The organism is Paenibacillus tritici (genome assembly GCF_018207515.1).
Lineage (GTDB): Bacteria > Bacillota > Bacilli > Paenibacillales > Paenibacillaceae > Paenibacillus_AQ > Paenibacillus_AQ tritici.
On sequence record NZ_CP073365.1, the window covers coordinates 5,580,829 to 5,607,038 of the forward strand.

Annotated in this window: 23 protein-coding genes; 2 read left to right on the forward strand and 21 right to left on the reverse strand. The window is 44.8% G+C overall.

Features of this window, described 5'->3' with window-relative positions:
- Window positions 1–8: 8 nt before the first annotated feature.
- The 6 genes from KDC22_RS23920 to KDC22_RS23945 form a co-directional block, all read right to left on the reverse strand.
- Window positions 9–1,229, reverse strand: a complete 1,221-nt coding sequence (locus KDC22_RS23920) for an ABC transporter substrate-binding protein (protein ID WP_211720592.1) — start codon at window positions 1,227–1,229, stop codon at window positions 9–11.
- A 128-nt stretch (window positions 1,230–1,357) separates the two neighbouring features.
- Complete coding sequence (locus tag KDC22_RS23925; protein ID WP_211720593.1) at window positions 1,358–2,956, reverse strand: response regulator; 1,599 nt, start codon at window positions 2,954–2,956, stop codon at window positions 1,358–1,360.
- Entirely contained in the window at window positions 2,928–4,706 is a 1,779-nt protein-coding gene (locus tag KDC22_RS23930) for a sensor histidine kinase (RefSeq protein ID WP_211720594.1), read from the reverse strand. The genes KDC22_RS23925 and KDC22_RS23930 overlap by 29 nt, the downstream gene beginning before the upstream one ends.
- Before the next feature lie 166 nt (window positions 4,707–4,872).
- Window positions 4,873–6,501, reverse strand: coding sequence for an extracellular solute-binding protein (locus tag KDC22_RS23935; RefSeq protein ID WP_211720595.1), 1,629 nt, complete (start codon window positions 6,499–6,501; stop codon window positions 4,873–4,875).
- Window positions 6,502–6,593: 92 nt separating this feature from the next.
- Window positions 6,594–7,478: a carbohydrate ABC transporter permease gene (locus tag KDC22_RS23940; RefSeq protein WP_246552932.1), complete on the reverse strand. Its 885-nt coding sequence runs from the start codon at window positions 7,476–7,478 to the stop codon at window positions 6,594–6,596.
- A 30-nt stretch (window positions 7,479–7,508) separates the two neighbouring features.
- Entirely contained in the window at window positions 7,509–8,471 is a 963-nt protein-coding gene (locus KDC22_RS23945) for an ABC transporter permease (RefSeq protein ID WP_211720596.1), read from the reverse strand.
- A gap of 707 nt (window positions 8,472–9,178) precedes the next feature.
- Between KDC22_RS23945 and KDC22_RS23950 the strand changes: the two genes are divergently transcribed.
- Window positions 9,179–9,436, forward strand: a complete 258-nt coding sequence (locus KDC22_RS23950) for a Rossmann-fold NAD(P)-binding domain-containing protein (protein ID WP_211720597.1) — start codon at window positions 9,179–9,181, stop codon at window positions 9,434–9,436.
- A gap of 351 nt (window positions 9,437–9,787) precedes the next feature.
- Here KDC22_RS23950 and KDC22_RS34110 read toward each other — a convergent pair whose 3' ends face one another.
- From KDC22_RS34110 to KDC22_RS23985, 8 genes are all read right to left on the reverse strand, one after another.
- Entirely contained in the window at window positions 9,788–9,994 is a 207-nt protein-coding gene (locus KDC22_RS34110) for a hypothetical protein (RefSeq protein ID WP_485020541.1), read from the reverse strand.
- 20 nt (window positions 9,995–10,014) lie between these two features.
- Entirely contained in the window at window positions 10,015–11,136 is a 1,122-nt protein-coding gene (locus KDC22_RS23955; RefSeq protein ID WP_211720598.1) for an NAD(P)H-dependent flavin oxidoreductase, read from the reverse strand.
- A gap of 169 nt (window positions 11,137–11,305) precedes the next feature.
- On the reverse strand, window positions 11,306–11,989 hold the full coding sequence (gene trhA / locus KDC22_RS23960; RefSeq protein ID WP_211720599.1) for a PAQR family membrane homeostasis protein TrhA: 684 nt from the start codon (window positions 11,987–11,989) through the stop codon (window positions 11,306–11,308).
- A complete protein-coding gene (locus KDC22_RS23965; RefSeq protein ID WP_211720600.1) occupies window positions 11,989–13,260 on the reverse strand; it encodes a phthiocerol/phthiodiolone dimycocerosyl transferase family protein in 1,272 nt (423 codons plus the stop codon). The genes trhA and KDC22_RS23965 overlap by 1 nt, the downstream gene beginning before the upstream one ends.
- Window positions 13,261–13,273: 13 nt before the next feature.
- Entirely contained in the window at window positions 13,274–14,956 is a 1,683-nt protein-coding gene (locus KDC22_RS23970) for an AMP-binding protein (RefSeq protein WP_211720601.1), read from the reverse strand.
- Between the two features lie 141 nt (window positions 14,957–15,097).
- Window positions 15,098–15,952: a DegV family protein gene (locus KDC22_RS23975; protein WP_211720602.1), complete on the reverse strand. Its 855-nt coding sequence runs from the start codon at window positions 15,950–15,952 to the stop codon at window positions 15,098–15,100.
- Window positions 15,953–16,151: 199 nt separating this feature from the next.
- Window positions 16,152–17,474, reverse strand: a complete 1,323-nt coding sequence (locus tag KDC22_RS23980; protein WP_211720603.1) for a sensor histidine kinase — start codon at window positions 17,472–17,474, stop codon at window positions 16,152–16,154.
- On the reverse strand, window positions 17,431–18,108 hold the full coding sequence (locus KDC22_RS23985; protein WP_246552933.1) for a response regulator transcription factor: 678 nt from the start codon (window positions 18,106–18,108) through the stop codon (window positions 17,431–17,433). The genes KDC22_RS23980 and KDC22_RS23985 overlap by 44 nt, the downstream gene beginning before the upstream one ends.
- Window positions 18,109–18,490: 382 nt before the next feature.
- Between KDC22_RS23985 and KDC22_RS23990 the strand changes: the two genes are divergently transcribed.
- Window positions 18,491–19,108: a TetR/AcrR family transcriptional regulator gene (locus tag KDC22_RS23990; RefSeq protein ID WP_211720605.1), complete on the forward strand. Its 618-nt coding sequence runs from the start codon at window positions 18,491–18,493 to the stop codon at window positions 19,106–19,108.
- A gap of 201 nt (window positions 19,109–19,309) precedes the next feature.
- Here KDC22_RS23990 and baiCD read toward each other — a convergent pair whose 3' ends face one another.
- From baiCD to KDC22_RS24025, 7 genes are all read right to left on the reverse strand, one after another.
- Complete coding sequence (gene baiCD, locus KDC22_RS23995) at window positions 19,310–21,247, reverse strand: bile acid Fe-S flavoenzyme BaiCD (protein WP_211720606.1); 1,938 nt, start codon at window positions 21,245–21,247, stop codon at window positions 19,310–19,312.
- A 204-nt stretch (window positions 21,248–21,451) separates the two neighbouring features.
- Window positions 21,452–22,036, reverse strand: coding sequence for a TetR/AcrR family transcriptional regulator (locus KDC22_RS24000; protein WP_211720607.1), 585 nt, complete (start codon window positions 22,034–22,036; stop codon window positions 21,452–21,454).
- Window positions 22,037–22,402: 366 nt separating this feature from the next.
- A complete protein-coding gene (locus KDC22_RS24005; RefSeq protein WP_211720608.1) occupies window positions 22,403–23,056 on the reverse strand; it encodes a response regulator in 654 nt (217 codons plus the stop codon).
- Window positions 23,053–24,273: a sensor histidine kinase gene (locus KDC22_RS24010; RefSeq protein ID WP_246552935.1), complete on the reverse strand. Its 1,221-nt coding sequence runs from the start codon at window positions 24,271–24,273 to the stop codon at window positions 23,053–23,055. Before KDC22_RS24010 ends, KDC22_RS24005 begins: the two co-directional genes overlap by 4 nt.
- Window positions 24,274–24,314: 41 nt before the next feature.
- Complete coding sequence (locus KDC22_RS24015; protein ID WP_211720609.1) at window positions 24,315–24,752, reverse strand: hypothetical protein; 438 nt, start codon at window positions 24,750–24,752, stop codon at window positions 24,315–24,317.
- 12 nt (window positions 24,753–24,764) lie between these two features.
- On the reverse strand, window positions 24,765–25,106 hold the full coding sequence (locus KDC22_RS24020) for an Asp23/Gls24 family envelope stress response protein (protein ID WP_211720610.1): 342 nt from the start codon (window positions 25,104–25,106) through the stop codon (window positions 24,765–24,767).
- Window positions 25,103–25,984, reverse strand: coding sequence for a DegV family protein (locus KDC22_RS24025; RefSeq protein WP_211720611.1), 882 nt, complete (start codon window positions 25,982–25,984; stop codon window positions 25,103–25,105). Before KDC22_RS24025 ends, KDC22_RS24020 begins: the two co-directional genes overlap by 4 nt.
- Between the last annotated feature and the right edge of the window lie 226 nt (window positions 25,985–26,210).

Genomic DNA, 26,210 nt, shown 5'->3' on the forward strand with positions numbered 1-26,210 from the left:
ATAGCTGCCTAATTCCCTCCTTGCCGCGCCTCCCAGGCGTGGTCGGCCCGCTCCAGCGTCTGCCGGAGCGACAGGCTACCCGACAGGAAATCCTGAACGAGTGTATACAATTCGTTCCTGAATCCTGCAGGAATTGCGTCGTCTCCCCAAAAATTCTCCATGGAGCGCAGCTTCACAACGTCAGGATTGCTCAGTAACGCCTGAACCTGGTTCATTATTTCACTCTGTTCAACCTGAACAGGCTCCTTGGTTGCTGGCAATGAGCTAGTAGCCTCCAGATACTTTGGATATTCCTCCGCGCTATAGAAGAATTGAAGGAATTGATCAATAGTTCTTAGCTTATCGGGATCTGCAGCCGCCTGGGCCGAGATAGCCCAGCCAGCCGGCAGAGGCAGCCCTACAATCCGCACTACTCCCTTTCGGTCTGGGACAGGGAAGAAGCCGAAATCGAATCCCGGATCTGCTTGCTTCAGCTGTGTAAACATCCAGGGACCTGACATCAGCATAGCTGCCTTCCCCGCAGTCAGATATCCGATGGTCTGACTGTCTGAGACATTCATGAAGCCCGGAACTACATACTCTTTGTCCCATAGTTCCTTCAGATCAAGCAGCGCTTGGGTCGGGCCGGAATCGGTCCAGCTAACCGTCCCTGAATTCCGCTTGCGGTTCCAGGTGCTGTCGAATGCATACACATCATCCAGGAGGAAATGGGTGATCCAGAACCCCATATGCCATAAATCCTTCCCGCCAACGACAAGCGGAGAAACACCAGCCTGCTTGATCGTCTCGCAGAGGCTCAGAAATTCTGCATAGGTGGACGGCTCCCGGAGCTGCAGTCGCCGGAAGAGCTGTTTATCATAGATTATCCCTTGGGGCATCTCCACCTGCAACGGCGCGGTATACACTTTCCCGTTCACTTGCGGAATGTCCCCAAACAGCTCCTGCACCCCGACCGGCAGCTCCGCCAACAGACCCGCATCCGCGAACATCTGGGTATCGCGCATTTCCATAAGATCGGGAAAGCTATCCATTGCATCCAGCAGCGCCAGATCGTCAGCATAGCCCTTAGCCTGCTGCGTGTTATTGATCACCTGAATTTGCACATTCAGATGCGATTTTTTGTAATCATTGATCACCGTCTGAATCCCTTTCTGATGAGCGCTGTCGCCCATGGCAAAGGTAATCGAAACCACAATCGCCTCGGAATCAGCCGGCAGTTCGTCAGACAAATTGCCCATTCCTTCCCATGCACTGCAGGATGCCGTAGTGAGGATCAAAGTGAGTGCAAGCAGAAGACTAATCACGTTTCTCAAGCTGTGTTTCAGGCTCCATCCTTTCGTTCTGCTGTTCGGACCCATCATACAAGCTTTCCCTTCGTTTGCCGGTATTCATGCGGAATCATTCCGAAGTGCTTGCGGAATATTTCACTGAACAGCCGGGCATTGCTGTAGCCTACCTGCTCAGCCACCTCATAAATCATCAATTCACTTTGAAGCAGCAGACGCCGTGCATGCTTCATCCGCACATCTGTTAGATATTGCTTGTAGTTCTCTCCGGTATGCTTTTTAAAGAAGGTGCTAAAATACGATGAATTCATATAGAGCAGTCCAGATATTTTATCCAGCGTAATATTCTCAGCATAGTGGCTCTCAATATAATCCTTCACCTGCTTGATCTGTATGATTTCCCTGCTTCCAAGCTTGGTCTTCAACTGCCGCTGAATTTCTTCCAGCGATTCGTGGAAACAGCTCTCCATCTCCGGTAAAGTCGCAATTCCGCTCATCCTTTGCAGGAAAGAATGGGCATATTCCTCCAGCAGCTCCAGTGTAACGCCCATGCCGTTCAATTCCTGACGCAGCAGCATGAGTGTAGAGTAGAAACCAGTCAGGGCCGCATGCTTGCTGCCCGCCGATGTCAGCCGGAGCGTATCCAACAGCTCGGAGACAGTGCTGGACAGCTCTGCATCGGGCGAAGCTGTAAGCATCGCCTGCAGAAGTTTGGCTTGATGCGCTGTGGCCTGATACTCACCGGACTGCTCCTGAAGGGAGTTGTGGGACAGAACTTGCCCCTGACCTATAAAGTAGGCCCGTTCCAGTGCTGCCTGCGCCTGCCTGTAGGAGGCTACCGCATCCCGGCCATTTGGCATAAGTCTGCCTATACCGATAGCCAGATCGATTTTCAGATAGCTTTTCACACTGTCCCGAATGTTGTTTGCCAATTGAACAGCCTGATCAAGCTCGTCGACAGCCAGCAGACAACAGAAGGCATCCTTTTTCCTAAAGAAAGCGCTGCCCGGAATGCCTCGAACAATCTCGCCCATAATATTCGCCACCGCAAAATCAATCAGCTTCCGCTCCCGCTCCTGCCAGCGCCCTTCTTCAGGCGACACCCGGCCCCATTCGGCAACACAGACAGCATGCTGCCTATCCGCCCAGAACTGGCCTATACGCTCAAGCTCAGGGATTGCTCCTTCATCTCCATCGGTTAACCGGTCCAATAGTTCCTCTGTCGTCCTTACGCGGACATTGCGCTCCAGATACTCCAGCTTGCCCCGGTTCCTCTCCTCCATGGAATCATTGCGGATGACCGCAACGGCATCCTGCACCACCTGCTCCAAGGCTGCAGTATCGACAGGCTTAACCAGATAATTCAGCGCACCGTACTTCAGAGCATCTTGCGCATAAGCAAATTCCTTATATGCACTGATGAAGATCACCTTACTCGGACTGTCCGACTTCCTGATCTCACGCAACACATCAATGCCCGACAGCCCAGGCATACAGATATCGCTGACGATCAGATCCGGCTCTTTCTCCCGAAGCAGCCGCAGCAGCTCCTGTCCGTCCATCGCCTCACCGATAATTTCGACACCCAGGCTGTCCCAATCAATAATCAGCTTCAGTCCATTGACAATGACCGGTTCATCGTCAGCCACTATCATTGTTATCTTTCTCATGCTCTGCCTCCAGTCTTAAAGGAAGTAAAAGTCGAACCGAGGTGCCGACATTCGGAGTGCTCTCGATATCCAGTCCGTACGGCTCGCCAAATGCCGCTTTGATGCGCTCATGAACATTCGTGATCCCGATGTTCTTGCCGTTATTGCCAAACGGTCCAGTCAAGCCGCTGCGTAGGACAGCAAGCTTTTCCGGCTCTATTCCAACCCCGTTGTCATAGACGGTTATGCCAAGCTTCCCAGTTTCGCCGGACTCAATAGTAATCAGCACCATCCCTTTCCCCCCCTTCGGCCGGATACCATGATCGACCGCATTCTCCACCAGCGGCTGAAGAATTAGCTTCAGCACCTTGGTTTGAAGCAGCTCCGGCTGCTGAGCCTCAACCTCCAGCACAATCTGGTTATAGAACCGCACCTCAATCAGATGAAAATAATGTCGCAAATGTTCCAGCTCCTGCCCCAGCGTGACCGATTCATCGCCATAATCAATCACATACTGCAACTGGTCTGACAGCGAATGGATCATATCGGCTACCTTGCGGTCACCGCCCACGAGCGCGCTCATGCGGATCACCTCAAGCGTGTTGTACAGGTAATGCGGACGAATCTGACTTTTGAGTGCGTTCAGCTCCGCCTGCTTGCGCTTGATCTCATTGACATACGCTTCATTGATAAATTCCCTTAGACGCTCTACCATCCGGTTGAAGCCGTTAGCCAGCCTGCCCATTTCATCCTTCTGGCGCAGCACAACAACGGTCTCCAGATTTCCCGACTCCACCTTAATCATATGACGCATCAGCAGAAGAATGGGCTTGGTGAAGGTTCTTGAGAAGAGCAGTCCCAGCAAGAGCATAGCCCACAAGCTGAACAGCGCAGCCAGCCAGACCATATTGCGGGTCCGGATAATTGGCGAGTAAATATCTTCCTTGGCAATCAGACCCACAATTCTCCCCTGGATGTGGGAAATGGGCTCTGTGAACACCATCATATTACCGCGGGATTTAACCGAAAATTCATCAAACCTTCCGCCGATCCGGTCACGTCTGTTCGAGTAGAGGATGATATCATTCTGATCCACTATATAGATCTCGTCACGCGCACCTAGCCTCGATTGACTCAACAGATTGTCGAATACACCAATATCCAGATCGATATACAGTGTCCCATACCGCTTTACCGGATTCTGCACCCCCTTAGCCGTATCGATCCAGTTGCGCGCAAATGTGATTACCAGGTCCTGTGAGTCATAATAAGCTTCCATATGATAAGCAAAAATCCCCAGCTTCTTCGGATTGTCTCGCAGCCAATATTCCCAGCCTACAGGCGGGAACAGCTCGAACTCGCTCAGCCGCTTGTTGCCGCGAGATTGCTGGTAGATCGTTTTGTCCGGGCGGACGAACAATACATTCTGGACATGAGAATCGTTGAACAGAATGCTTTTGATGAAATCGTCCATGGTGGATGGATTGACTGCTTCGTCCTCCCCGGATACTAAGGCAGCATTTCGTACAAAAATGTTTGAGGCATCCGTTCGTGTATACATGGCCTTAGAAATTTCATCATAATCATAAAAGATATCATCTGCATTATTGCTCATATAGAGCATCATTTGTCTAATATTATTCACAGTGTGACGCTCAATTTGGCCGATGAACGGATACAGGGACAGCAGGCTAAAAATAAATATGGGGATCAGGCCGACCAGAATAAAAGCCAGGGAGAATTTAAAGAACAGACGGTTTCGATATTTCAAGCCACACCTCCTCCCTATAACCGGTTGATGTTTGATTGCTACAAGTTTACCTTTTAACCTGGAGAAAAAAAAGTGTTGGCTTATCCTTTGCCGCTGTCAGCACAGCAACCCGAGCCTTGTTCAAGGCTCGGGTTGCTGTGCTATATGGAATAAATGACTGAAGTAATTATTGCTGATTCTGGTCTAGGAAAGCCTGAGCCTGCTTAATCAGTTCGGCACGTACCTTCTCCAATCCAAGATTGCGCAGATCCTTGTTGAGCTTCTCGGCACTCTGGCGCCAGTCCTTGTCAAGACCGTTCTTCACAATCGGATCAAGCACTGCTGCCTTCGGCTGTATCTTTGCAATCTCAGTCTTAACCGGCTCCGTATCGAACACAAATCCGGCTAGTGGAAGCTTGTAATACGTACTGGCTTCCGTTTGGTAGGTAATCAGCTTCAGAGCATCCTCGCTGTTCTCGGCATTGACGCGGGACAGTGTTGGATTCCAGGTCAACTCATAGCCAGGGAAGGCATAATTCTGCGTATTGGTTGTTGTCTTGTAATTGGTATCGCCCGATTTTTCCCAATGTGTTCCTTCAATCCCAAGCTCGAATAGATCATGATTTTCCTGACTGCTGAACAGCCAATCCAGGAATTGCATCGTGCGATCGGCGTTCTTTGATGTAGCTGGGACTACAAGATAGTTCCATGCTTTGTATTCAGTTCCAATCGCTTCTTTTTCCAGATTGCGGATTTTAGAGTTGTAAACGAAGAACTCCAGCTCGGCACCTGGAACAGCACTTTTCAAACGGTCTCTCATACTTGCATAACCATTGATTGTCCCTTCATTTGCCGCCGACTTGCCACTGACGAATAATGCGCCGGGATCCTTCTCATTAAGTACATCCTTCTGTACATACTGATTCCATTCAACCTTCTTGTCGTTCGTACCATAGAAATAATCTGAGGTATTGAACGGAGCTGGATATTTGGCAAATTCATCTGTTGGATCGCCAAGTGTTGTTGCGCCCAGAACCTTCTTGCCATCCTCCGAGAGCATCAGGTTAAAGGTAGTGCCTGTACCGGCAATTGCATACGGCTCGGTGCGAACTTGCGTCTGCTTCTCTTCGGTACCGAACATCTTGAAGAATCCTCGGTCGCCCATCAGCGCAAACGGAATCATGTTTGGCTCATTTTTCTTCACATTATCCAGGTACGTCTTCAGATCGTCATAGGACTGGATCGGCTGCATACCGTATTTCTCGCGGAGGTCCTTGCGGATGAATACAACCTCGGAATCATAATACATATTGGTAATTGGAACAGCATAGATATGACCGTTTGTCTTGTTCGCATTCAGGAATTCTTCAGAGAACGCTTTTTTGAGTCCCGGATAGGCATCGTTGTTGAAATATTTATCCAGCTCCTGATAGAAGCCCTGGGAAATATTCTGGCTCAGGTTCATCCACGGAGCATCGAACATCAGATCAATCGCTTCACCCGCAGCCAGCTTCAGCTTGGTTTTCTGCTTGTGGTCAGCGGCTGGGTTGAATTCGATGTCAAGCTTCGTATTCAAGGTATCCTTGGTACGGTTCTCGTATTCAGCCAGTACCTTGTCCATATCGACCGGCTTGTCGCCAAAGAGCATGACCTTAAGCGTTGCCGCATCAGGCGCTGCAGTTGTATTGGCGGCTCCGGGCGTGGCTGCAACTTCGTTTGATCCGGAGTTGTTTCCGTTGCCGGAGCATGCAGTCAATGATCCTAGAAGTGAAGCGGTTACAACCAGTGAAGCGGTTATTTGAAGTTTTCCTTTCATTTCATTGCCTCCCTTTTCTATTGTGCTTTTATATGCTAAATCGCTTGTTAGGCGAATTTAGTCAAACATTTTGTGGGCATTTGCTCCCCGGCTCAGCCCTTAACAGCTCCTACCATCAATCCCTTGACAAAGTATTTCTGCAAGAACGGATAGAGCAGTACGATTGGTCCAATGGTAACCACAGTTGTAGCCAGGCGCGTGGTCAGTGTAGGCACCACATAGTTAGGCAGACTGACTTTAGATGCCAGCTCGGCTGCAAATTGAGTATTGTTCATAATCCGCATAATCAAATATTGCAGCGGCCAGAGATGATCGTCGGAAATATAAAGCATCGCCTCGAACCATTTGTTCCAAAAAGCAAGAGCATAGAACAAACCCACCGTTGCAATAGCCGGCATTGAGATCGGCAGGATGATCCGGAACAGGATGTAAATATCATTGGCTCCATCAATCTTGGCGGATTCTGCAAGGGAATCATCGATGGATTTGAAAAAGTTGCGCATCAGGAACATGTTCCACGGACTGACCAGCGCGGGGATAATCAATACCCAAATGGAGTCTGACATTCCAAGATACTTGCTGATCAGGAGGTAACTGGCAACCAAACCGCCGTGGAACAACATCGTAAAGTATACATAGAAGTTAATGGCGTTACGGTATTTCAGATGCTTCAATGAGAGCGGATAAGCCAGTGCGCAGGTAAACAGCATCGCCAGTGCTGTACCAACCACTGTTACGAATATAGTGACGCCATAAGCTCTGTAGATTGTATCATCTTTGAATATGAGCTTGTAGGCATCGAGCGAGAATTCCCTCGGCCAGATAGAGTAGCCATATTTCAAGATGCTGTTCTCCGTGGAGAACGAGCTGCTGATTACGGATACGAACGGGAAGAGGCAGTATACAGCAAACATTATAAGGAAGACATACATGGCCAGCTTGAGCAAGCGATCTCCCTTGGATTCTTTAATCATCATCTTTACACCTACCTTACTGGAATAATGGAGCTAGAACAGTGCTGACTCCGGACTGAATTTCTTGGCCAGCATATTCACGCTGAAGACAAGGATGAAGCCGACAACCGACTGGAAGAAGCCGACTGCTGCTGCCATACTCATATCTCCCAAATCCATCAGTGCCCGGTATACATAAGTGTCTATAACATCCGTAGTAGGGTAGAGCGAGACGTTTCTGCCTACAATAGCGTATATCATACCAAAATCTCCGTAGAAGATCCCGCCCATAGCCAGCAGCAACATCAGAATAATCGTCGGCTTCAGCAGCGGTAGTGTGATGAACCGGATTTTATGCCATCTGCTGGCACCGTCGATGGAGGCGGATTCATAGATATCCGGGTTTATGCCCGTGATCGTTGCCAGATAGACGATGGAGCCGAACCCTGCACCCTGCCAGATCTTCAGCAGCACCAGAATCAGTGGCCAGTAACCAGGCTCGCTGTAGAAGGATATTGGAGCCACACCGAACATGTCCAATACTTTGTTGATCAACCCGGTATCCGAAGAGAGCAGCGACACAGAGAACATCGCAATAACCGTCCAGGACAGGAAATTCGGCAAAGTGACCAGCGTCTGGCTGACCCGCTTGAACCATTTGCCGGACAGCTCCGAGAACATCACGGCGATGATTACGGAAATCATGGTCCCGCACAGAATGAACAGCGTGTTCAGAAACAACGTATTGGCAATGACCTTAATCGTATCACTTGATTCAACAAAAAAGCGGAAATTCGAGAATCCTACAAACTTGCTACCCGTTATGCCTTTAATGGGATTGAAATCCTGAAAGGCAATGACAATGCCTCCCATCGGCAAATAGGAAAAGATGAAGATGACCGCTATCCCCGGCAAGGCCATCAGGTACAGCAGATAATTTCTTTTCATTTCTTCAAGAAAGCCTGTCTTGTTTTTGCGTTTTTTAGTGCGGGTTTGAACTGCTACACCGCTCTCCATGTTGTCAACCTCCTATAACTATACTTCCCGCAATTTCTTGTGTATTGGTTTCTCCTGCGGGCAATTCAAATATAACATCGCCAGCGGCATTCAAAAATGAGTCAATCTTTAGTGAGATATGTATGTTTTTTTGGGCATTAAAAAAGCCAACCCCAATAAAATTGAGTTGACCTTTCGGAGATCTGCGATTCGAGACCGGTGCCGAGGAGATTTACGGACGCGCGGTCGAACAAGGGCACATGCCGCAAGAGCACAAAGAACGCTACCTAAGTATGATGCTGCGATGCTCGGCGGTATGCCGATTCAGGCCAAGCGCGAATCCGTCATGCCGGACAGCGGACTCGCCGCCATGCAGCTGATGCTTTCCGCGCAAGCGCGGGGCTAAGACACAAACCCAATGGGAAGCTTCGACAAAGCGAACATTGCCGTGACGTTCGGCCTCGCCCCTGAGCGCTACGCCCCGGTGTTGATCGACGCGATCGGCAAATCAGCAGCGTAAGGCCGGGCTTCGGTACGTTTTTCCGTGGACGAGATTACGGATTGGAAATAAAGGAGTGGGATGTACGAAGCCGCTCCCGTATTTGCGGGGAGCGGCTTTTTTTGCGATAGATAACGGATTGGGATTGTGAAGGAGGGCGGTATAGTCGAGAGAAGGCTATTATGTGAACGGGAATCGGGAGGACCTACGTTTATTCGGATTATCGGAGTTGGCACATGATATTGCTGCTATCCTCACGGAGTTGACCGGCCGGTCCATTCGCCGTGTCGTCGTTTCCGATGATGAATTTCGAGCCCAATTAATATCTCAAGGCTTACAAGACCATGTGGCCGATATGTTTTTAACGTTCTTCCTGGCCAGTCGTGCTGGCGAGTTTGCCCCTGCCGATCCAACGCTGGAGAGTCTGATTGGACGACCGTCCATCACTGTGCGAGAATTTTTAACGAGCTCACCCCACCTGATCTGAAGATAGTAGAGCTAGGTCATTAGACAACAATTGAATTGGTACAACTGAATTTCGGGGCATTTCTTGACAAGGGAAAAGCCCTTTCCACCATGTTATCAGCAGAAGGGGCTACGCATAAAGAATGCTTTTCGGTCTCCTCTTTGAAGGCATGCTCGACGCTGTCGACGCCCAGCGTGATCCCTCGTTTAGGCCATACTCATCATCTAAACATTGATTATAGGAATAGTGATTATACTATTGACTCCTTCTTCTTGTCCTGCCCATGCCGTGAATCATCTCTCTGCCACCGATAATGTCAAGAGACCAGATTTCTCCAGTCTGCTATCCCTGACATAGGATAACAGTTTCCCCTTATGATATTTCTTTCAAATGGTTCCAGACAAGTGCTTTCCCCCGCAGAGAAACTTTCGCATGGTACTCTGGATTATACAAATAATTGTGCCAGGGAACAGGCGTATGAGGATGCTTCTGGCATGGAATTTCAATCCGTCCAACATGAGCCGCTCTACGTTTTGAATATCCATAAAGGCCAGGTAAGATAAGTACTGTTTCAGCTATTAGCCTTTTTTCGGATCGTTTTAGTCAAGATCTCCGATATTCCCTCCCCGCGGAGATTTAGCATCAGCTGCGTTGTATTCTTCGACTAAGGAATCCATTAATTCCTTAACAGGTATAATTTTATTTGTCCTATACGCATTTTCACCGGCAAAAGCAAAACCATTCCTCATTTTTCCTTTTTTCGCATTCATTAATGCAAGGGCAATGCAATAGGGGGAGGATTCATAATTACATGTAACAATACAGTGATACGGACACGTATATGGCTTTTTGTTGCCTGAGTTCACTTCATTTATAAATTTATTGACGATGGCTCTTCCGGGCATGCCGACCGGACTCTTAATAATCTCAATATCCTCTTTTCTACAATTAATATAGGCATTCTTAAATTCGTTAGAAGCGTCACATTCCATGGTTGTTACAAATCGAGTTGCCATCTGCACACCTGAAGCGCCCAACTGCATCATCTTGTGTATATCTTCACCGGAGTATATCCCACCTGCAGCTATAACGGGAACAGGTTTGGCTGCTTTCTCTTCAACTTTTCTAACTTCTTTAACAACCTCTGGAACCAATTTTTCCAACTTATAATCCGGGTCAGTTAAATGCTCGTATTTAAAACCGAGGTGTCCACCAGCCATAGGTCCTTCAACCACGATTGCATCTGGCGCATAGTTATATCTATCTATCCATCTCTTAGCAAGGATGCTGACCGCCCTTGAAGATGAAACAATAGGGACAAGCTTGGTATGCTGTGAGCCATTTAGAAATTCCGGGAGACTAAGCGGCAAGCCAGCTCCAGAAAAAATAATATCAATGCCCTCTTCCACAGCTGCTTTAGCCATCTCCACATAATTGGTCATTGCCACCATGATATTGACTCCGAGGATACCCTTGGTTAAGCTGCGGGCCTTTCTAATTTCGTTTCTAAGGGCTCTAATATTGGCTTCATGAAAATTTCGGGAAAAATCTTTTTCCTCCATCCCAATCCCTGCAACAGATATTACCCCGATCCCGCCTTCATTAGCAACCGCTGAAGCAAGACCGCTAAGAGAAATTCCTACACCCATTCCACCTTGAATAATCGGAAGCTTGGCTGTGAATTCACCTATTGTTAGACCTTTGCCATTCCAAACGTTCATATTCAGTTCTCCTTAATAAATATATTAAAAGATTATTTGTTTCCATGCGGTAATCTTATCAGTACACTTTCAACAATTGCTCAATTTCACCTCAAGTAATAATCAACTTTTCTTGTGATTAATCGTTGGCTTGAATTTTAGTTTGGCTGGCTTAGGTACTCTCCTGTAATTAATAATGAAACACATAAATACAAACACAGACACCGTGTAAAATACTACCGAGAATGCAGAAAACATGAAAAACTGAATGCATCCATTTTATCTTCATGCCGCCCAGCTTGTAAAAAACTGTCCCGATGCTGTAAGCTGCTCCACCAGCCAAAAAGATGGCAAAGCCCTCCCTTGTGAGCTCGGTTATCAGTATATCCGAACCAATCAGCAGACTGCCCCCCATTAGAAAATAACCTATCATTGTAATTGCTTTAAACCGATTAAGGTCAAGTATATTCAATGCAATTACAATACAAACGATAACGCAAACTATACCAAATAACGTCCAACCCAAGCCCTGCTTTGCAGGCTCTAACACGCACAGTGCAAAGGGTGCATAGGTACCAGCAATCAGTATGGGAATAGAACAATGGTCGACCACCTGAAATTTCTTTTTATGATCCAATTCCTTTTCAGGAGACAATCCGTGATAGATACACGACATGGAGTATAAAATAATCAGCGACAAGCCAAACAAAATGCCGGAAACTAGCTGTAATGTATTCTGATATAACAATGCTACGGTGATAAGCATACCCATACCGAAAAGCACACCCAACGTATGCGAGTATACGTTAAAGGTTTCTTCACCTTCAGAATAGACTGGCAGACGAGAATTTTTTATAGATATTTCAGCATTCATTAGACTGACTCCAATCGAATGTTTTTTTTGTATATTGTATTTTCAAGTATCCGAAGAACCCTTTGCTCCAGCAAAGGCTCTTTTATACTCCTTGTTAATGTGAGGGTTAACGTGTTTCCTACAGAAACTACACCACAGCTGTAGGGTGAGGAAGGCTTGGGGCTGAACATCATACCGCTCTGTTTGACATAAGGCTCCATTTCATCCGGAAGCCGCCATATCCCCAAGTTGGAAAATGTCATACAGCTTTCAACCTTACGAAGAGAGAAAAATGTCTGCACTCCCCATCTTTTAAGAGACAGCGGCATGGCGGAAATAACCCTACTTTTTGCCATTTTCACATACATCGCTACCATAGCCGATAGATTTTCTTTGTTTGTACTCCTTTTTAATTGTTTATGGATCGATTGGCACAATGCAGATATATCCGTTTTCTCACTCACATTCCCTGCATAGATCGTGATGGGAACTGTGAAATTGCGCAGTGTACAGCTGCTAAAGCGCCTTCTCAAATCAATCGGGATTGAAAGGCGAACTTCTTGTTGTTTTTTGTTCTTGTACCATCGCACATCAGTTAGCGCTGCTACCAATATGCCTGACAAAAATGCTGTAAGAGTTACTCCATGTTCACTTGCACAGTTCAGCAGTGCCTCCGTTTTGAAGGTAAGTTCTGTGATATGCAGCTTTTCATCCGGTGTTCCTTTCAAGGAATAAGCACTTGGAAAATCCTTCAATTTGTTTGCGACTCCTGCTATCTTTGGGTACTCGTCTTTAATTTCGTCGTAAGTCGATGCTTCTTTCACGCATAGAACCCCTGGAAATCCCGATACAGAATATCGGATATTCAAATATTCGGCAATTAATGATTTTAAAAATACACTACCGCCGTATCCGTCAGATACTGCATGTGAATATTCGAGGGCAATACGGTTTTCCGCTACAACGACACGAAAAGCGCAGGTGTAAAGCTCATCAAGTGTCATGAAGAGCGGATCATTCGCTCTTGCTTCTTCCAGAATCACCGGTGTGTAATCCAAGCTCTCGAAGAAGTAACGAAACCTGTTATGACTCAGCCGTACATAAAAGGATGGAAATCGCGGCATTAAACGATCAAGTGCAGATTGCAAGCTGTTTCTGTCAATAGGGTCGCTCATGGTAACCGTCAATCGGATAAGGGATTTATGTTTTTTGCAAAAGGCTAACGGAAACATGGTTGCTGCCGTATCTAGTTCTAACCGATTAATGGGGGGAGCATATTCTTTTTCATTCATGACAGACCTCTTTCTATGCGAGATTGACACCGTATCGTTTGATCTTCTTCGTGGCCGTGCACTCCAAACCTTGTTCCAAAATCACAAACATATGAATACGTTTATAGCTTGGGAGTTTGTTATTGACGTCATCTATTACTGACTTTATATACGACTGGATTTCTTCAAGATTGGGTAAATAGCCCAGTTTTTCTTTGATGTACTCAATGTTGGGTAAAATCTTTGCCTTTACGCAGCTTTCGCCGTCGCGGTCCTTTCCCTCAAGCACAAGGGATTCGATGATACACTCAGCTTCTCCCAGCCGGGTCTCCAGCTCTTCCGGGTAAATATTTTTGCCGTTGCTTGTAACGATGACATTTTTAATCCGCCCTTTGAAAAACAGCGCCCCTTTTTCGTCGAAGTAACCGAGGTCACCGGTGTGGAAAAATCCGTCCTTCATAACAGCACTCGTTGCTGCCGCATCTCGGTAATATCCAAGCATAACATTTTCCCCTTTGACTACGATTTCGCCGACCCCAGCTTCATTGGAATTTAAGACTTTCAAAGTTACATCAGGGAGTGCACACCCTGTCGAAGTAGGATCGAAAAAGAGGTCGCTATTTCCGGCAACAAGCGGTGCGCATTCCGTCAAACCATAACCCTGCAGAGTGCGGATTCTAACCGCAGCAAAATCACTTACTAGCGAAGCATCAAGCTTTGCCGCACCAACGATAAACAGTCTAAGCTTGTTGCCAAGCGTTTTTCTGATCTTTGCAATGATGATTCCCCGGATAATGAACGGTACTTCGGAAAGAGCTTGTGCAAGGGATTTTTCCTGAAAAAGGGTGCGGTACTTTTTAGGGCATTCCTTCGCGACAGAGAGTCGGATTCGCTTGCAAAGCATTTTCAAAAGCGCAGGAACAACAACCATAACAGAAGGATGATATTCCTGAACATTTCGTGCAACATGGCTTAGTCCGTCACAGTAGCAGATGCACGCACCGCGGGACAGCAGGAGCAAACAATTAAGCGTGCATTCATAGGTGTGATGAAGCGGGAGAATTGAAATCGTCTTATCGTCCGGGTTGATATTCACCACCCTCGTGGTCTGATAAATGTTCGCACAGATATTGTTCTGCGACAAGCACACGCCTTTGGACCTTCCCGTGGTTCCAGAGGTGAAAATAAGAATGCGCATTTCCTCTTTCGGGATTGCAATGGAATCAATATGCCGTTTTTCGCTTTCCGAGATAGGAGCATGAAAAGCTTCGATATCGCTATGTGAATATTGAAAAATGGGCAAATTGACCTCAATCAGCTTTTCATGGCTTGAATCATCTATGCAAATAGTGCTGCATTCGGCTGCTTCACAGAAATTCTGTATATCCTCTGCACACAACTCCTTGTCGATAGGCACGGCCACGCCTACCGTCGCCGCACAAAGGTAGCTAAGCACCCAGCCGTAGCTATTTGTACCGATAACGGCGATGCGTTTGCCGGAAAGTCCTTTTCTGATAAACTCTGCGCAAAGGCTGTAATATTGTTCCACTAGCTCTTTATAAGGGACAAAGCGATAAGCACCGTTCTCTTTTTTGATTTGAAAAGCATTTCGGCCTGCGTAATGCTTCGCACTATAATTCAGAAGTTCTCTGAAATCAGAGAACTTTGGAACGTTGTAGAGAGTTGTGCTTCCGAATGAGAATGTTTTTTTTATCATAATTACCTCCGTAAATATCTGTAGATGTGATTATGATAACTATAAAAACTAAAAAAATGCCTACCTTAATTCTGAATAATTCTTAATTGCCTGTACCGCTATTTCAGAACTCATGTTTTGAGATTTAATATTTATAGATCGTTATCTCTTTGCCAAACCGCCAATAGCAAAACCGCCAGGGCCGCCGTGTGTGGAGATGATGCAGCCTGTGATAGACCATAGAATTCGATTAACCTGGTGTGAACGGCATTTTTGTTCAATTCTGGTGCGGATTTCCTCAGTTAGTCCGTGTGAATACGCCAAATATATTTCATCCGTTTCGATCTCAGTAGAGTTAAAAAAATCTTCCACCACTTTTTCACATACAAGCTCCATCTTTCCCCGGTATCTCCGAGCGGCTACCAGTAAGCCGTTTCTCATTTCAATCAGTGGCTTTATGCTAAATATCAGCGCCATCAGGTATTGGGTGTTAGAACAGCGGCCTCCAGCCTTCAGATAGCGCATATCCTGCACCACAAAATGGAATTTCATTTGCTTGGAGATTTCCATAATTTTCTCTACTAATTCGGCAGGCTCAACATCCGGGTGTGCCATCAAATATCTTGCGCTCTGAATCACCACAGCACCCAAGCCTGCACTTACGTGCTCACTGTCAACATGATAGATATTTTCGTACCCATCATCCGCTATGATAGAGTTCTGGTAGGAGCAGGTGGTTTGTGCTGAATATGCGATGTGAATGATAATAGAATCTGGATTTTTGCTGCGAATATGATGGTACACCAATTCAAAATCTGCGGGATTAGGAGCTGAGGTCGTAGGAATTACGCCGTTCGAGTTACAGAAGTCAAACATTTCTGCTGAGGAAATATCTCCATCAGCATATGTTTTCCCGTTGAGCTGAACGTACATGGGAACAAGCCTAATTCCGTACTCCATTGCCAACTCCGGAGAAAGGTCGGAACCGCTCTCAGTTAAAAGGACATACTGTTTCATTGTTTATTTTCCCCCAAAGTTACTTTGTGTGTTCATAAAACCATTTCTTCGTTTGTTTTACGAATTGCTTAATCCATCTTTTCATCTTTCAAACCTCTTTCGGATAAAATAAAAAAACTCCTTCCAGCAGATTACCTGTTGGTATATTTACCCTAACAAGTAAAACTGAAAAGGAGCCTATTCTAATTCTGAATAAATCTTAATTCTGCTTGGCTGCAGTAACAGGCAGACGTAAAACTGCGGCAAAATGGTTTTTGCGTTTTTCAATATGCAGGCTTCCATTCATTGATTTCGCCATTTTTCCTGCTGACTGTATGCCGATGTTGGCACTTTCCGTAATTGCATTGTGTCTGCCAACCGTGTTTTCAAAATGGACATACACGCTGTCATCCTTGACTCGATAGTACAGCTCAACTGGCTGGCTTGGATCCCCGTACTTTTTGATATTGGAGGATAGATTATCCATGATGCGGGTGAGATACTGAATGTCCACGCTCAAGGAAAATTCCTGCATCTCTGGGTTCCGCATCTGCACGTGAAAGCCGCAATTATATAGAAATTCGGAGTATTCCATAAAGAGTTGATTGAGCAATGTAAATCCATCAACATCCTCCAAATCACCCTGCTTTCCGTTAGAAGCTTGAACCGCTGTAAAATAGGAAAAAAGTTCATCCGAAAGGGATTTGATTTGTACCGATGCACTATGAACTTTTCGCAAGCAATTTTGCATGGAGGCTTCATCCTGATACTGGCCATTCATGGCTAATTCAAGGTAACCGAGCTGCTTCGTCAATGGAGTACGAAGATCATGTGAAAGTGCGGTTATCAAATCCTGATTGGCTTTTATTGCCTTGCTCTCCGCTTCCATACGAGTGATAATGGAGCACCGCATCGTATTAATATCTCTTGCCAACTCACCAAGCTCATCCTTTCTCAACAGCCTGACCTCATGGTTCAGGTTTCCGTTGGTCAGCTGCTCCATATCGTGCGACAGAAGTTTAATATCGCTTATCATGTATCGTACAAATGCCAAAAACAGAAAGAAAAAACTAACGGCTGCGATAAGGATGGATAACGGTTGTCCTAATGCAGAGTTTATTGTACTGGTTGCATATGGTGAAACAGAAACTGATTTATCTGCAAACTGAATCACATAATTTCCTGACGAGCTTTTGTCGGAATTGTACAAAAAGCTTATCTGGGTATTTTCGGTCAGCCAAAATTTGATTTGGGTATAGTCAGTGGACTGTAGGTTGTTGGCCGTAACATAACTCTGAAACTGCTTCAGAAAAACTTCTACATTGTTATTAGTTTCTAATTCTTTAAGTGTTCCTGAATCTGCAATATAATTGCCAAGCGCAGACAGTCCTGTATAGAGAATTACTGCTATAATAACGCTAAACAATGCGAACCCCATCAACTTAAAACCCAATACTGACCGATGTAGAGGTATACGGGCTCTTTTTTCCATTTTGAGTTTATTTTTCAACACGATACCCCTTTCCCCAAACAGTTTTAACAATTGTCGGATTTTTGGAATCCTTCTCGATTTTAGCTCGCTGTTTGCGTATGTGAACCATTACAGTATTGGCGCTTATAGATAAGAAAGGTTCGTTCCAGATCGTTTCATAGAGGTTCTGCATCGTGAAAATCTTACCCCGGTATTGCAGCATCAGGCGTAGCAATTGGTATTCAATCTCTGTGAGATTCAGTTCTGTGTCTGCTTTGATTACTTCGTTAAACGCAGGATGAACCTTCAGATCACCGTAAACTAGATAAGCATCGTTCTTCGCGTCACTTTCTTTTCCCATATATATCTTGTATCTGCGTATCAAGCCTTTAATTCGCGCCAACAACTCTGCACTGGAAAAAGGTTTGGTCAAATAATCGTCCCCGCCGCAGGAGTAACCAATGGTCAGGTCGGAGTCCATACCTTTAGCTGTCAGAAATAACACGGGAGTATTGTATTGTTCCCGAATGGTACTGCATACCTTGTAGCCAGTCATTCCCGGCATCATGACATCGAGAATCACTAAATCAACATCCGCATTCATAAGCGCGACTGCCTGTTCGCCGTTTTCTGCCTGACAAACGGTATACCCCTCATTCGCTAAAAGCGTCTCAATCAGATCGCGAATTTCCTCATCATCGTCCACGATTAATATTGTAGAATTGTTCAAAAGTATTTCACCTCCGAAAAAGTAAAGATCCGTTATTGTTATAATAGCAACATCTTTTCCAGATGTATCTAAATCTTCAATTTAGCAAATATCGCTGAGGTTGCAACCAAGAGTTTTATAAATCTTGCCGTAAACATCAGTTGTGACATTTTCTCCACTGTTATGGGATAACAATACTCCCTTCTTTTCAGCGTGTTCGAATTTATGTTGTAGCAGAATTCTCCTTGGTAGTTTGGTGAAGAAGTTCTTAATTTTGCAACCAATTGCGTATTGTTTATTTTAACTTATTAAGTAATAATTTATTTAACAAATAGAGATCAGCGTTTTTTCTGCATTTAAGAAAGGAGGTGAATGGATTTTGAACTCCAAGCTGACACATCGTGACAAAAAAAAGAAAGCCACTGCTTATGCATTGGCTGAAGCCGCCTTTGAACTTGCGCTTGAGCATGGTATGGACTGTTTCATCGTTGATGACATTGTTCAGAAGACTGGCTTTTCCCGGCGGACCTTCGCCAATTACTTCTCATGCAAAGAGGAAGCAGTAGCTACCTATTTTATGGGCAGCGCCTCGAAAGAGGACGCGGAAATATTATTCGCGGGTTTGCCTCCGGATGCAACGCCGCTCGATGCATTATACAACTTATTGAAGGTGCAACTCACCTCTGAGTTCCTACATAAATTGCGGCAATTCGTTTCACTCGTGGATCTAAATCCGTCACTGGAGCCTTATATTCTCATCGTATTCCGCCACTTGCAAATCTCCGCCCAGGAATTGCTTGAACAGTTCTCTCATGGACGTTATGACGACGCATATACCCACCTTCTAGCAGGTGCCGCCTACGGAGCTTTCGTACCTATTCTACACGGAAGGTTGAACGTCAAGCTACCGGGTGAAAGGGGGGATCCAGACTCTGGTACCTTATCATTCGATCAGTACGTGAACCTCATGTTTACTTATTTACGCAACGGCTTCTAATTCAGAGATAGAAGGCTGTTTCCTTTAGCTGTACATTTTTTCCGAAGGGACTAGGTTAAGGCTTTCATAAGCTTTGACTCATACTGTACTTAATCAAACCGCAGTGTATCAAAAAACGTAAAGCGGAGCTTCCCCCAATAACAGGATAAGCGCCGCTTTGCTGACTTAGGTGATTTTTAGACCGTTCTGGACATTGGCTATTTAGATTGCTCTTGCAATTTCGTTTGCCTCGGCGACAGCATTCAGCGCTCTGCGGGCACTCACCGCATCCCCAATTACATGACACGGAATACTGTGTTCATCACAATAATTATTAATGTCTTCAAAATTCCGTGACTTTGCCCCGATGGCCACTACAACCGAATCACATGGTAATTGCATTATCCGTCCCATGTTTTCTATGACAATAGCTTGTTCCTTAATCTCTACACATTTAGCATCTGTCAAGGTTTGAACACCTGAGGTTTCCAAGTTCTCCATTACACAAATTGACCGCAGCTGACCCAGATCCTTCGCCACTTTTTCCAGCATTTCTACTACAGTTATTTCTGTAGCCTTCCCATGTAGATATTCGGCCACCTCCAATCCTACCAGCCCACCTCCAATAATAACAACCTTACCGGAGACCGCTATCTTTCCAGAGAGAACTTCGTGGGAATTGGTTACCATAGGCAAATGGCTGCCTGGCACTTTCAATTCCATTGGAGCAGCACCGACGGCAACAATTACTTCGTCCGGCCTTAGCTCATCTAGAAGTGCTGAAGTAACAGGTGTTCCAAGTCTCACCTCAACCCCTTCTCTGATTGCCTGCTCTCCCATTGCAATGGCTGCTTCCTTCATCTCCTCTTTTCTTGGTGCTTCACCAGCAAGAGCAAACTGGCCTCCAAGTACAGCTGACGCCTCGCATACAATCGGATAATGTCCTCTACGTTTAAGGATCATCGCTGCCTCAAGACCCGCTATACCTCCGCCTGCAACAACTATTTTCTTGGGATTGTCGGTTGCTGCAAGTTTATATTCGTTTTCTCTCCCTAGTGCCGGATTCCTCAAACAAGTAATGTATGGCATTTCAATGGAGACAAATCCATCATAGCAGCCTTGATTACATCCGACACAACGGACAATATCCGCTGCTTTTCCGGCCTCAGCCTTGTTGCAGAACTCCGGATCGGCGAGTTGAGCACGGCCAATGACGACCATATCCGCTTTTTTGCTGGATAGAATTTCTTCCGCTTGACCAGGATCATTGATTCGTCCCACTGCCACAGTTAACATTCCTGTTTCCTTCCTGATTCTGGCGGCATTATCAACATTGAAGCTCCGGGGAAGGTCAATGGGAGGAACCTCATATTTTATAGCTGAAGTTGAGAAGTTGCCGCGAGATACATCGAGTACGTCTACTCCGGCCTCCTTAGCCATCTTGCAAAACTGTATGACCTCTTCGATGGTCAATCCGCCTTCCAAATAATCATCATGTGCATTAATCCTCATAAAGAGAGGCATTTCAGCTGGAATATTATGACGGATAGCTTCTATGCATTCAATCAGAAATCTGGCCCGATTATTCAGATCACCGCCGTATTCATCTGTTCTCTGGTTGAAATAGGGGCTTAGGAAGATATGAGGCGTGTAATTATGGCCAGCATGAAATTCAACAGCATCAAAACCGGCTTCTACGGCCCGCTTAGCACCTTCTCCAAAGGACTTGGCCGCTTCCTTCAGCGTAGCGATATCTGCTCCAGGAAGGGTGTATTCGGTCCCTGGCACTGATACGGGGCTGGGAATGATCAGCTTCTGCTCAGGATCGCTGGCGACTGCCATCCCTCCAAGCCAGAGCTGAATCCCTGCTTTTCCCCCAGCTTCGTGAATCGCATCTGTAAGCTTCTTTAAGCCAGGAATATATTTGTCCTCGGAGATAGCCAGGAAGTTCCGCGGAGAAGCAGGAGAGTATACGGAGCAGACTTCGGTAAAGTTTAGTCCGCATCCCCCCTCAGCTCTGGCTACATGATAATCAATTAGCTGCTGAGTGACGAACCGGTCCTCTGTAGACATCTTTGTTCCCATTGCCGGAAACATAACCCTGTTCTTCAATTCAAGGCCTCTGATTTTTAAGGGACTAAAAAGCGTACTGTAAGCCATAATAATTCTCCTCTACGTATAATATCTGAATGACTTAGTAAAAATTTTCACAATGTTTTGTACAGAATAAAAATCTTCTTAGATGCACTATAAATATATACGAATCACATTTTTAAATCAATATGTTTAAAACAATTTGTTTTAATTTTCCGAAAAAAAAGAGACTATGCCAGATAGTCTAAAAATACTGGAAATCATATCCTTTTATATTGATTTCAGTGCTTTGATCAACAATTTCAGATATGTTATTCTAGCTTCTCTTTCGTTTAACAATGTTCTACCCAAGCCTATCGCATCATCTTGCTCGGTTGGATAATTTATAGATGACATGAATATTAGATTCTTGTATCTGGTACTTGCCTCATCCCCCGCTATAAGGTTGCACAGCAAACCACTTAGCCGATTGCTCAATTCTAAAGATAAATCGACAATTTTCCTTGATGTCTCATCTACATCTGCAAGCTTCTGAGAATCCTTAAAGATTACTGAATTGCCGGGAAACCTTAATGAGTACTCCATAATTTCGTTGGCAGCGAGCACCAGCCTTTCTTCATCATCGTATTCTACGTTATTCAATATGGACGAAACGGTCAGTGTGTTCTCTATGTAAAACTCCTTTACCATCCTCAGCATTTCTTCTTTACTTCTGAAATAATAATTAATAGCACTAACGTTTACATTGGCTTCTTTCGCTATAGCCCGAATGGATATTTTACAAGTATTGCTCAGTCCCATTAGGTAAAGTGCCCGGTCAAGTATCCGTTCCTCTATGCTTTTCAGCTCTCTCACTTTGCCACCTCATAAACTAATGAATTCTTAGCATATTATAATCACAACGAGCATGTTTGTACAACGGCGAGGCCGATTTATTAACGAATGGGAATGCAAAAACCGGATGCATCTTTGCAACCGGCCTTTCATCACTTTTTATTGCAAATAAATACTGCATCATAAGCTTCAAGAACTGAGTTGAGTACCTTTCGAAACTCACTTATCAATAAAGTTTTGCGTGTTAGGCACAAGCCCATAGCCAGTAGCGTATATGTCTTCCAACGAATTTACTTTAATATCCATACCACTAGCATTTGCAATGAATCCAACACTCACACAAGCCTCCGAACATACAGAATTAACTCACCGTATGTCCTAAGCTATTTAGATATGAATAATCTTTCGTTCCATAGCCGTAGCCACCGCTTGGGATCTTGAATCCACTCCAAGTTTTGAATAAATGCTGGTTAAGTGTGCCTTGATCGTACGCTCTGTAACTCCCATGTCAAATGCGATTTCTTTGCTTTTATATCCACGTGCTACAAACTGAAGTATTATTTTTTCCTTGTCCGTTAAAACAGGGATCTCTGTTTCTTTGGAATCGGAACCTTCTTTACGCTCTTTGGCCGCTAACACTTTGGTCATGATATCAGACTGTAGCAGTGTCTCTCCCCGGATCGCAGATTCGATAGTCCGAAACAAATGAACACGATTGGTATCTTTCAGCAGATAACCTTTTGCCCCCAGTGCCAAAGCATTTACCATTAATTCATCTTCATTATAGGTGGTTAAGATGATGACCGGAATTTTACATTGATTATCACTTAATACTCCCATCGTTTCCATTCCACTCATTACTGGCATATTCAGATCCAGCAGAATTACATCGGGCTTCAGCTCGTCTATCAGGCGCAGCGCCACCTGTCCATTCTCTGCTTCTCCAATGATATCAAACCGTTTATTGGTTTCGACAATCAGCTTCAAGCCGTCACGAACGAGCTGATGATCATCGACAATCAATACCTTAATGGTACTCATAGCTTGTCTCCTTTATGAATGGATGCTTCTATTATAATTCGTGTACCTCTAGATGTACTGGTGATTTGGAGTTGACCTCCAATCAACCGTACACGCTCATATAATCCCAGTAAACCATAATGGCCTGCCTGTTTGCCGATCTGGCTTGTATCAAAGCCTGTCCCGTTATCTTTGACCTCAATCTCAATACGATTATTCCGTTCAGTCACAGTCACCCACACTTTGTCAGCCTTTGCATGCTTCGCCACATTGGTTAGACATTCACTTACGATATATAGACTGTGCTCTATCAGCATTCTGGACATTTGGCTGACCATTTGGATTTTAGGATAAACATTAATTCCGGTCGCCTGGAAAAAACGTTGTATCTCATCAGTAAGTGATTCACGAAAGTCAAGAACGGAAGAGGATTTCAACCTTAGATTATCAATCGCCCGCCGGGCATCAGCCAATAAACTTCGCGCCTGGCTCATCGACTGTTGAATAATTTCCTGTGATCTTCGAATATTTCCCTGTGAGATAAATTCATCTGCAGCATCAAGCTGCATAACGAAAGCAGCTACCCCTTGCGTAAGCGTATCATGAAGATCCCGGGCCATGCGCTGCCGTTCATTTGCCAAGGTAAGTTCCTCTACCTTTCGGTGCGCTTTTTCCAAGTCCTTCAGAAAATTTTGCGTCCTCAGACGGGCATGAACTTGTTCAAAAAACAGCAAAGCATACGCTATAACAACAATTAACATTAATATGAATAAGGGAATGAGCAGTAGCAAGTCAGGCATTTTTCCCAAATACAGCTGAGCATAGAAGAAAATAAACACACAATACAGAAATACAAATGTAATTTTCCTTTTGTGATAATAAAGCCCTACACTCTGTCCAATTAATATGGGTAATAATCCAATTAGAACAGCTGGAGAACCTTCACCCAGCAGTAATGCACAGGTCAAGATCAGCAGTCCTTGAATCAAAAAATACAACCAGGACCTGGAACGGGTCAACCTAAATGAATTCCAGTGTAACAGGGCATGAAGCACATAAGTAATTGTGAAGAAAATGTCGGGTAGGATGAGAAGTTCTTTAACATTTTGCAGAATCATCGTCGCTATATATACCATCTGTATCCACAGCAGGATGGGAATTCGGGAGGCAAGCATTTCATCGGAATTTTCATACTGTATTGTACTTTCATTTAGAAAAGTGCTCATACTCTTCATCATTACACAACCTGTCTCTTATTATTCTTCCATTTAATAAAAGGTTATTTATATGACTTCCGCCGCAAGATAAATCGAATTATTCGAATGAGGAAAAAATAACCTAATAGTAGACCAGCAGCAGTAAACACTGTCACTTGGATTCTGTTCAAACGGCGCGCCTTCTGTTCTTCTACTTGATGAAGGGAGTCCATAGCCTCTGCTAACTGTTGTCTTTGGTGTTCATTTTCAGCAAATAGTTGCGAATTCTGCTTCTGTAAATTATCAGCCATTAAGCGTGTTTCCTCTAGCTTGTCCATGGTAGACTGGTAATTTTCTTTCAGTTCGTTTACCTCGTCCGGAAGCTCGGTAATCGTGTGATACCCATTTTTCAAACTATTCCAGAGTCCTGCATGAGCCTTCTGAGGAGCACAACATAACAGAAACAAGATCAGCGGAATGAGCAGGAGCCGCAATCGGTACCAAGGGAAGTTCGCTTTCAATTCAATCCCTCCTCAAATCACAGGTATGACTTCAACGATATCAATATTGACTTTTGCCACAACCAACCCTGTCATTCTCTCTACTTCTTCTTTCACATTTGTTTGGAGAATTCTCGATAGCAGATGTAGTGGGGTGCTTAGAAGAATAACTGTATGCAAATCAATAAACAGCTCTGCCTCTTCGATACGGACTCCAACAGCCTTATAGAACATTTCTTGGTCCGTTTGCTTATTTCGTCCATCTACGAGTGCAGTCACTTCACGAATCGTTTGGACGGACGAACTGACGATTTTTGCAATCGCCTTATGTGATATATGAATATTCCCCTTTACATTTTCATGTTTAATTGTCATTTAACTTCCTCCTGCTTGTAGGACTTCGTTTTAATAGGTTTCATTAGATAGCTTACCGCTAGACTTCGAGGTTTAGTACGGCTTAACAGCCCGCAAATACTGGGAGTTATGAGTACGGTTTTTATTCTCGTCATTTCAATTAGTTTTGCCTTTAAATACTCCGCTGGGCGCTGGGCCAGAGTCTGTGATATGATAACCAAATTTGAATCCAATTCATGTTGATTTTCTAATATTTCATGAAGAATCACATCAACAACACTTGTGGGGTATTTATCATCAGCTCGAATCCTTCCCGTTTTCACTTCACCCTCAGATCTTAGAGCTAGCGGGCTTATTATTCGATTCTCCAATCCGTAGACATTTCCTCGTATGCTAGAAGTCCCTGTATCATCCAGTAGTATCGTAAACTTCATATTTTGACGGTATTGTTGTAGCCGTTCAATAACGGTAGTCACTTGAAATCCTTTACTGGCGATACGGACTGCTTGTATAACTAATAGTGCGGTTCCGGATGAAAGACTTGCCGAATCTATAACACATACTCGTCCTGACGGAAATGCGCCTGCCGCAGCAACTGCATTCTTATAGGCCGGTGACAGTTCCGAAGCTATGCTGATAAAAAGAACATCCTTCCCGGCGAAAATAGCGGGTGTAAATGCGGATATGAAATCGTTCACGGATGGAGCCGCAATGCCGGGAACTCTCCCTTGTTCGAGCACCATTTTGCAGATTTGTTCAGTAGATACATCCACTTTATCTTTAAAAACCCTATCATTATTAAAAACTACATACACTGGTACGAGTTGTATTTGATGTTGTTCTATGAATACTATTGGCAAATCGGCCAAGCTGTCTGTAAAGATTTGAAGAAGTGACATATGCATCCCCTTGACCTTAATGTTGTATATAGCTCATTATAGCGTTTTGAATACACAAAAAAATCGTACGTAAGGGCATGTACCTTATGTACGAAAGGGAAATCAATACTCTTTTTATTCCTTGATAATCGCTACAAAGTGGGGGCACTGTATCCGGATAAAAAGCAGCCTGTCTATGGACAAGCTGCTGTAATCATTCATTTCACTATAGAATCTTCGATGTATT